The sequence below is a fragment of the Bacillus sp. LNXM12-1 genome (assembly GCF_003004375.1).
Classification (GTDB): Bacteria; Bacillota; Bacilli; order Bacillales; family Bacillaceae; genus Bacillus.
In genome coordinates this window covers 187,441-198,146 of the sequence record NZ_PVWX01000004.1, presented here as the reverse complement: position 1 = coordinate 198,146, position 10,706 = coordinate 187,441, and the positions used below count along the sequence as shown (strand labels likewise).

Here is a 10,706-nt window from a genome sequence, read left to right as displayed (position 1 = left end):
TCGTGTTGTTAGGTCAATTTTTCCTCAAGCATGTCAAAAATGTCGTCCATTTCATCCATTTCAAGATCAGCCGCAGAGAAGTCACTTGGCGTAAATTCTCTTTCGTGCTGCGCTAAACAATGGGTAATGATGGATTGGATTTTTTCTTTCAACAATGCCATGAACTGCTGTATCGTTTGTTCTTCATATTCATCTGTACAATAGGAACACGACAACATGAATCGATTGTGTTGAACAAGACCACTGAGGTTCAGCTTATAGACAGCTTCTGAATCAGGGCTTGCTTGTCGTCCCATATCATAGGTGGACGGTCCAAAGAGTTCTGTCGTCACTTCCTGATCGATCTGCCCAAGATAGTTCAAGCTGATTTCAGGATGTACGTGCTGTCCTGACGGCTCAGTGGCTGTCATGTATTTCAAAATCCCGTAGCCAATTCCTTTATTTGGCACACGCCGCAGCATCTCTTTCGTTCCTTTAATAGCATCAGCTATGGTCTGATCCGGCTTTGCTTCAAGAACAACTGGATACATACTCGTAAACCAGCCAACCGTGCGGGAGACATCCAGCCCTGATAAAATATCCTCTCTTCCATGACCTTCAAGTTGCACATGTACATGGGACTTCCCTGTCCACTCCTGAACGGCAAGCCCGAGAGCACATAGAAGAATATCATTCATTTCCGTTGTGTACGGTAGATGAATATCGGTTAAGAGATGCTCGGTTTCGGACTCTGAAAGCTGCATCTGTACTGCTTTTGTTTGAGCAACTTTTCTTTTCGTTACTTCATGATCAACAGGTAAAGTGGTCAATGGCAGAGTGTCAATCTCTGTCCAGTACTCACTTTGGCTTTTTAACGGCTTGGACTGTGCGTATCGTTCGATTGCCTCTGCCCATTCTTTAAAGGAATGGGTTTTTGGCGGAAGGACGAGCGTTTGTCCTTGAGCTGCCTGCTGATAAAGAGACATAAAATCCTCTAGTAAAATTCGGCATGAGACACCGTCAATGACAAGATGGTGTGTCACGATGAGTAAGTGATCGCCATCTTTTGCACGGAAACAAATCACTTTCATGAGTGGACCTGTTTCGAGGTTCAGCTGACGCTGATACTCGTTGGCATATGTGGAAATGGCCTTTTTCACGTCGTGCTCTTTAGAGACATCATGAGAAATAATCGCAATCGATTCCCTGAGCTCCCGCTGATTGTATTGCAGAATGTCATCATGCTCCTGCCTGTATACCATACGCAGTGCATCATGATGTGAAAGTAATTTCTGCATCACTTGTTCTGTAATCGAAAGGTCAAATCCGTTTGGCGCATGAAGCATCATCGAGAGATTCCAATGGTGCTGGTCACTGAATGCTCGCTCAAAGAACCAGCGTTGAATTGGAGTCAAAATGACTTCCCCTTCAACTGGTGATTGGTCGGCTGTCATTTGATCGGCTTCTTCGATATATGGGCGCAGCTCCGCAATCGTTGGATATTGGAATAGTAGCTTCATATCGAGCTTCCAGCCCGCTTGTGTGAGTCTGCTTGCCATTTGGATGCCTTTAATTGAGTCTCCACCAAGGAAGAAGAAGTGGTCGTGAATGCCGACTTGGCTCACGCCAAGGACATCTGCCCAAATATCGCAAAGCAGTGTTTCAACTTCGTCTCTTGGCGCTTCGTATGCCGTTTGGTTTGCTTCCATATCAGGCGCTGGCAATGCTTTTAGATCGACTTTGCCATTTGCCGTCATCGGCAGTTGGTTAAGCTTGATGATGGATGATGGCACCATATAGTCTGGCAACGTTCGTTTTAGACTTTCTTTCAGGTCGGTCGTTTCTTCATCGGTGATGACATATGCCACAAGCGAATCTTGTTCGCTGGCATCTTTGACCGTTGTCACGACTGCTTCTTTGACTTCCGCCAGCGCAAGGAGCTGCGCCTCAACTTCTGACAGTTCAATACGGAAGCCTCGGATGTTGACCTGATGGTCTTTTCTGCCGAGGTAAATCAGCTCACCATCCTCTGTCCATTTCACCAAGTCGCCTGTACGGTACATGCGCTCGCCTGGATAAAATGGATCTGGGACAAATCGTTTCTCTGTTTCCTCTGGAAGATTCCAGTACCCTCTTGCCAGTCCTTTTCCTGCGATCACGAGCTCACCCGGTACGCCTGGCGGCGAGAGGTCGTATAACGAACCCATGATGTAGAAACGAGTATTGGCAATCGCTGTTCCGATCGGAAGTGTGCCTTGATCTGGGTTGATGATCCCGCTGGTCGCTACGACTGTGTTTTCTGTTGGGCCATAGTTATTGACGAGTTTATATGGAACAGGCTTTACCTGTTTCAGCTTGTCTCCGCCAGTCAGTAGGTAGCGCAGTGAATGATTGTCCATTGACATAAACTGCTCGCATAACTGGGTCGGCAGGAACGCAATGGTGATCCCTTTTTCATTGAAATACGTATTGAGCTTGATCATATCGAGACGAATCGCTTCATCGATGATGTGCAGCTCTGCGCCGGCGATCCATGACGGGAACATTTCCCAAATGGAGGCGTCAAAGCCAAAGCCGGCATATTTGGCGGTTCGATCCGCATTTGTCACTTGGAAGGCATCATTGTGCCAGAAAGCAAGATTGACAAGGGACTGGTGCTCGACCATGACACCCTTCGGCTGTCCAGTCGTTCCCGATGTGTAAATCATATAGGCGAGATCTGTTGGTTTCACATGTACCTGAATTTCTTGTGCTTCTCCTTCTACGGCATCTTCTATTTGCAGAACATGACCTGTGAAAGAAGTTGGTGCAGTCAGTCCTTTTTGCATCAGAAGCACCTCTGCCTCGCAGTCCTCTAGCATGTACGCAATACGCTGAGCCGGATAATCCGCATCAATTGGAACGAATGCCGCACCTGCCTTCAGGACGCCAAGGACGGCTGCCGTCATGTCAAGCGATGGACGGGTGAGAATGCCGACGCGATCTCCGGGTTTTGTGCCAAGAGAGATCAATTTCTGAGCAACTACATTCGCCCGATTGTTCAGTTCCTCATATGTCCAGCTCGTTCCGCAGAAGGTCGCCGCCTTTTGGTGAGGCGCTTTGTGCGCATTAGCTCCAATTAGTTCATGGATCGTTTGATCTGACGGAACGTCTAGGACAGGACCTGACCATTCATTGATCAGTTCTCGTTTTTCCTCTTCAGTTAAGATCGATAGCGCTGAAATTGGCTGATTGAGCTTAGCCAGCATTTCGTCTATGATTTGTTCAAAATATTGACTCCAACGCTGAATGGTCTTCTTTTTAAACAGTGCCGCTGCATACTCAAAACGCAGGCCCACTTGGTCTTTTTCTTCAAATACACCGAGCGTTACATCAAATTTTGCTTGAACTGTCTCTTGCTGTTTTTGCGAAAGCTTGAGTCCATCCAGATCCGGTAACGTCAGATCTCGGTCATCCGTTGTCAGCATGACACTAAACAATGGATTGCGGCTCGTGTCTGTCGGAAGATCTAACTGTGCCACCAATTCCTCAAACGGGAAATCTTGATGTTCATAGGCTGATAGGCTGCGATCTTTCATTTTTTCAAGCAATTGTGCTGTCGTTTCCTCCAGCTGCACTTCATGTCGAAGAGCCAGTGTATTCACAAACATGCCCGGAACCCGTTCCATTGAAGCATGCGTACGTCCTGCTGTCACAGCGCCTATAACGATATCTGTCTGCCCAGTTAAATTGGAAAGGAAAATGGCAAATGCCGTTTGCATGACCATGTTCAAGCTTACACCTTTTTCAGCCATGAGCGTTTTAATGGACTGCACCTTTTCAGCAGATAACCATCTGTCGACTCGGTCTCCTTCAAATGACTGAACATGAGGGCGCGGAAAATCAAGTGGCAGCGCCAAATCTTCAGGCGGCTGAGCGTATTGCTCTAGCCAATATTGACGCTGTTTCTCGAGCAGCGCTTGCTGCTTTTCTTCCTGCTGCCATACCGCATAATCCTTGTAGTGCAGCTGAACTGGCGGTAATGTCTTTTTCTCATACAACTCTGCCAATTCTTGAATGAGCAAACTGCGTGTGACACCATCTGCGATGATATGGTGCATATCCATCATGAACACATATTCTTCATTAGAAAGCTTCGCCACCTTTGCCCTCATTAATGGTGCTTGATGTAATGAGAATGGGGTGATGAATGCGTCTATGACAGGTTGTTCATGACCTCTCTCTACTTCAACAACCTCTAACGTAAACGGCATTCGGCGATAGACTTTTTGAACTGGTACGCCGTCAATTTCTACAAAGGCTGTCCGCAATGATTCATGTCGTTCGATCAAGGCTTGCAGCGCTTCTTCTAGCAGCTTCACATCAAGGCTGCCTTCCATCATCAAAACAGCTGGCATATGGTAAGTAACTGCTTCTGGATGCAGCTGCTGTAACACATACATCCGCTTTTGAGCGGAAGAGACAGGATAGAAATCTTGCTTCTCCGCCGGATGAATGGATGTGATGTCCGAAGAATCCACTTCTTCCAAATAGGCTGCCATCGCCCGTATCGTTGGCTTTTCAAAAAGGACTTTGAGCGGCACATGCTTGTTCAGCTTGGCTTGTACCTTCGAAATGAGCACCATGCCTTTGAGAGAATGACCTCCCAATTCAAAGAAGTGATCATGAACACCTATTTGTTCAACCCCAAGTACTTCTGACCAAATGTCACACAGCGACTGCTCAAGTGCCGTTTCTGGTGCTGCATGCACCGCGCGGTTCATATGCACCTCGTGCGGAAGCGGCATAGACTTCGCATCTACCTTTCCGTTTTGTGTGAGCGGAATGTGGTCGACTTTGACAAAGTACGTTGGAATCATATAATCCGGCAGTGTCTCCGCAAGCTTTTCTCTAAACGTCAGTGTTCCAATTGGCTCAGGCGCTGTGTAATAGAGTGCAAGCTCCGGTAAACGGGACATGTGAATTACTTTGACATACACCTCTTGAATGGATAATCGTGCACGCGCGGCATGCTCAATTTCCTGTTTCTCAATACGATAACCGCGGATTTTCACTTGATCATCTATTCTTCCGAGAAACTCAATGTCTCCATTTGCATGCTGTCTGACCAAATCCCCTGTGCGATACATTCGCTCCTGAGGATAATATGGATTTTCAAGAAAACGCTCTGCTGTTAATTCAGGCTGATTCAAATACCCTCTCGATACACCTTCCCCCGATATATAAAGCTCTCCAGGTGCGCCATAAGGGACAAGGCGCTGCTGACGATTGAGTGCGAGCGCTCTTGTGTGAGCAATTGGCTGCCCGATCACAGAGCGATCCATCAAAGCGCCTAGCTCTTGCGGTGTGATCAGCTTGGTCACAGTCCCAATAGTTGTCTCTGTCGGGCCATAGTGGTTCATCACTGCCACACATGGGTGCTGCTTCATAAACGTTTCAACATCCTCAGAGACAATCGGTTCCCCTCCAAGTATCACAAGGCGTAAAGCATTAAATGCATGATCCTTCGAATCTGCCATCATATGAAATAAGGATGGTGTCATTTTGATATACGTCAGCTCTTGTTCATCAATCAAACGCATGAGACGCACCGGGTCTGTATACACATCTTCACGAGGCACATAGAGTGTCCCCCCTGCTTTTAAAACAGGGAAAATGCTTGTGTAACCGAGATCGTATGCATAAGAAGAAAGCAGTGCCGTCCGATCGCATTCTTGCAATGTCACCTCATTTGTCAGCCAGTTGACATAGTGTGATAGATTACGATGTGTGAGCTGTACACCCTTCGGCTTCCCTGTTGTACCAGATGTGTATATTACATAAGCGAGCTGATCGGCTGAGCCTTCCGGCAGATCTAGCGAGCGGCTTTGCTGCACTGCTTTTTCAACCTGCACCACTTGAATCGACTTGTGATCTTGATAGGAACCTGCAAGAGACTCATTTGTCACGATCACTTGTGCACCTGAATCTTCTAATGTGTAACGGATACGTTCCGCAGGGAAGGCCGGATCAATTGGTACAAATGCACCACCTGCTTTCATCACACCAAGCATTGAGACGATGACATAGACAGAGCGGTCAAGAATCAGTGCTACAGTCTTTTCTTTCTCGACGCCTCGTACCTTCAGTTCACTGCCAAGCGCATTTGCCATGTCTTCCAGCTCGCGGTAAGTGAGCTTCCGTTGATCATCCATCACCGCAATGGCATCTGGTGTTTCCTTTACCTGACGCGAAAATTGGACATGGAAGGGCTCATGACGATTCGATTGCACTTCGTCTTTTTTCTCCAATCGCTCTATTTGCTCATGCTGATCAAGGATACGGAGCAAGCCGATCTGTTCATCCGGGTGTTGGACCGCTTCACGAATAATCGCTAGAAGATGAGTTCCGAACCTGCGGACCGTCTCTTCTTTAAATAATGCCGCTGCATAGTCAAAGCTCAGCTTTAATGCTCCCTCTCGTTCAAATGCTTCTAGAGACAAGTCAAATTTGACAGAGTGATGCTGAATGGCATAAGGCGAAATGTGCAGATCGCCGAGCATTAGCGCCGGAACCTCCATGTTCTGCATGTTAAATGACACGCTAAAGAGCGGGCTTCGGGTTGTATCACGATCTAGCGGAAGACGTGCAATTAACTCTTCGAGTGGATAGCTTTGATGAGCAAAAGCGTCAATACTCGTTTCTTTTATTTCTTCAAGCAGCTGTAAAAATGTCTTCGTTTGTTCTGGTTTTCCGCGAATCGCAACAGTGTTGATAAACATCCCCGGCATGTCCTGTAAATCAGGGTGTGTCCGTCCTGCAACAGGGGAACCAACGATGATATCTTCCTGGCCGCTATAAGTGGCAAGCAGCACTTGAAAGGCAGATAACAAGAACATGTACATGGTCGTATCTGTTTTCTGAAGCAATTCATGAATCCGCTGAGTCGTCGCTTGATCACAGCCAAACATGAATCGTTCTCCGTAAAAATCACGTTCCGCTGGACGCGGATAATCAGTTGGCAGCTCTAATACCGGTAAGTCTCCTTCGAATTGCTTCAACCAATATGCTCCATGCTCCTTCTGTTTCTCCGTCTCTTCTTCACTTAACTGCCAGACAGCGTAATCTTTATAATGAATGGCTCTTTCTGCAAGAGCTTCTCCATCATAGGCCTTCGCCAAATCTTGAATGAACGTCTTCATGGAGCTGCCATCTGTAATGAGATGATGTGCTTCCAAGACGAGAAGATGACGGTTCTCACTGACCTTCAACAACTGAGCTCGCAATAGAGGCGCAGCTGTTAAATCAAATGGTGTTTGACGTTCAGAAAGGAATGCCTCTGCCTCATCTTCTTTGATGTCATGAACGGGAAGGTCAAATGCAGTCCATTCATTCACCCTTTGGACGATGTCTTCTCCATTTATATGAAAACTCGTTCTTAAGATTTCATGCGTTTGGATCAACTGATCAAACGCTGATCTGAGCCGCTGATATTCGAGTGCCCCTTCAAGCGTTAAGACGATCGGAATATGATAATTCGTGCTGTCAGGTTCGAGTGTCTGCAAAATGTATAAACGGCGCTGAGCTGGTGATACCGGATATTCGTCCGCATGCTCTGCTGGTAAAATAGGATGCCCCGTTTCTTCTTGACCGTCCTGATCGATGTACGCCGCTAATGAACGAATTGTCGGCTTCTCAAAAATCACTTGAATCGGTACTTCCTTTTGAAGCACCTCTTGAATCTTCGCGGACATCATCATCGCTTTGAGAGAGTGCCCGCCAGCCATGAAGAAATGTTCATCTACTCCTACCGTTTTCCCAAGGAGCTCCTCCCAAATTTGAGCGAGTGCCTTTTCTGTCTCCGTCTCAGGCGAAATGATTTCCTTTTTCTCCTGATGCGCTTCGTCCGGCTTTGGTAAAGCTTTTCGATCTACCTTCCCGTTCGATGTGAGCGTAAAAGCATCCAGCTTCATCACATGGTGCGGCACCATATAAGCTGGCAGCTCTTGATTGAATAAATCCCGCACCTCTTCTTCTGTCATTGTCCCTGTGAAGTAAGCCGTGATTTCCTTTTCATCTGAGGAAAACGAATGGACAAGCACAACCGCATCCTCTATGCCCGCTTTTTGCTGAAGCACTGTTTCAATTTCACCAAGCTCAATACGGAAGCCTCGAATTTTCACCTGATCATCTGTCCGGCCGAGGAATTCGATCTGGCCATCCGCGCCATATCTAGCCAAATCCCCTGTTCGATACAAACGGCCTGACGGCTTAAAAGGATCTGCCATGAACACTTGATTGGTCAAATCCGGACGATGGAGATACCCTCTTGCGACACCATCTCCGCCAACATACAGCTCTCCTGGCGCTCCAATTGGCTGCAATCTTTGATCATCATCTAAAATATAAGCCGACGAATGGTTGATCGGCTGACCAATTGGGATCGGACCCGTTTCATCTCCTCTTACTTCGTAAATGGTCGAGATGGTTGTATTTTCAGTTGGACCATAGGCATTCAGTAAAACAAGTGCTGGATGATGCTGTTTCACAAGCTCCGCACTCTTCACATTGATGACGTCACCGCCTGTAATTAATGTGGTTAATCCTTCGAACATTTGCGGCCGCTGCTGAGCGAGCTGATTAAATAATCCAGTTGTTAAAAAGAGCGCCGTCAACTGATGTGTTTGGATAAATTGTTCGAATCGATGAATATCCAATAAAGTATCACGGTCAACAGGATAAAGCGTCGCCCCATTTAGCAGCGTGGTAAATATCTCAAAGGTAATAGCATCAAAGCTGACGGCCCCTGTATGCGCCATACGATCCGACTTGGTCAAGCCTAATTTCTCCTGAGAGCAAGCCAATCTCACAATATGCTGATGCTCAATTTGAACCCCTTTGGGCTGTCCAGTTGATCCTGATGTATACATGATATACGCCAATTGAGATGGAGACGTCCGGACTGAGAAATCCACGTGTGAGCGATGAGGCATGCTGGTCACATGTACAGCCTTGATATGTTCATCAACTGGCGGCTGATTGTCAGCATGCAGCAAAATGGATGCGCTGCTGTCTTCAAGCATCCATCGGATTCTCTCCTCAGGCTGGGAAGGATCAATCGGCACATAAGCTGCCCCTGCGTGCAGAACTGCTAAAATGGCGATCACCGCATCTGCTGATCGGTTCATATACACCGCGACAGCATCTCCGGGCTGTACGCCGTTTTCAACAAGACTGCCGGCTAAACGACGGATTTCTTGTCCAAGCTCCTCGTACGTGAATGTTCGATCGCCTTCAACTAATGCCAGATGGTCAGGCTGCGCCTTCATACGTTCATTAAGCAGCTCAGGAATAGACAGATGCTTCGGATAATCTCGCTCTGTCTGATTCCAAGCTTCAATCTGCTGCTTCTCCTCTTCTGTGATACATGTCACTTCATGAAGGCGTACATCAGGGTTCTGGATGATTTGCTTCATGAGATTGGTCAGATGTTTTGATATGTTTTCAATGATCTTTTCTTCAAAAGCTATGGCGTTGTATTTGATTTTCAATGTCCACGTTTCACCTGGATAAACAAGGACATTTAGGTCGAAATTCGTTTGTTCAAATCCGTCCTTTACATCAATGGAAAAACCAAGCCGTGCAGACATGGTATCACCAGACAGCTCCTGATCTAAAGGATAGTTCTCAAACCCAACCAAATGATCAAAGAGCTGCCCTCCAGCAGCTGTCTTTTGCTGAATGTCATAAAGCGGCATAAAATCATAGTTTTCCGCTTCCAGTGCATGCTGCTGAACCTTTTGAAACAACTGTTTGAACGTCTGCCCCTGATCCAATGTCACTCGAACGGGTATCGTATTGATAAACAGCCCTGCCATGCGCTCAATTCCAGATACACTTGGAGGTCTGCCCGATACAACGGTGCCGAATGTGACATCATCAGCTGCATGATAGGTGCCTAATAGAACAGACCAGACAGCCTGAAACAGGTTCGGGGCTGTCACTTGGCATTTTCTTGCTACATTTTGAATGGCTTGTACCGTTTGAGCATCCCATGTAAACGTCCATTCCTGATGGTCGTATTGTCCGTTCGCTTCATTTTGCTGCAGCAGCCCTTGATGCTGAACCGCTCCATCTAGACGCTCCTGCCAATAACTTTCCGCTTCTTGTTTATTTTGCTTTCCAAGCCACTGGATATAATCTGCATAAGGCTTTCCCTGTGAGCGATCCGGCGTTCGATCGTTCCGAAAAGATTCATAGTAATGAAACAGTTTTTTCATTAAAACACCCATGGACCAACCATCCATGATGATGTGATGGTTGCTCCAAATTAGATGCCAGTTTGTTTCATTTAGTTGAAAAACAGCGACCTTCAATAACAGATCATTTGTTAAGTGAAATCCTTGCTTTCTCACTTGCTTTTTATATTGACCCAATACCTTTTGCTGCTCTTGATGATTCAGATGAGATAGATTCTCTCGATACACATCTAGATGACGTTCAGCCAGTACAACCTGACGAGGCTTTTGCAATTGTTGATAGACAAAGGCTGTACGGAGAATGTCATATGTCCGTATGAGCTCATTGAGACTTTTTTCAAAAAGAGCGAGATCAAACTCTCCGCTTATTCCAAGCTCAAGCTGTGTGAAATAAGAGGAGGAATTAGGGTCTAGCATGGCATGATACAGCATGCCCTCCTGCATGGGTGTTAAAGGATATACCTTCTGAATCTTCTGCTTGCTCATATG

1 protein-coding gene is annotated in these 10,706 nt (G+C 46.6%); it reads right to left on the bottom strand.

Translation table 11 applies throughout. From position 1 onward, the window contains the following. Positions 1–8: 8 nt before the first annotated feature. On the bottom strand, positions 9–10,703 hold the full coding sequence (locus C6Y07_RS15660; RefSeq protein ID WP_106157018.1) for a non-ribosomal peptide synthetase: 10,695 nt from the start codon (positions 10,701–10,703) through the stop codon (positions 9–11). Positions 10,704–10,706: the final 3 nt, after the last annotated feature.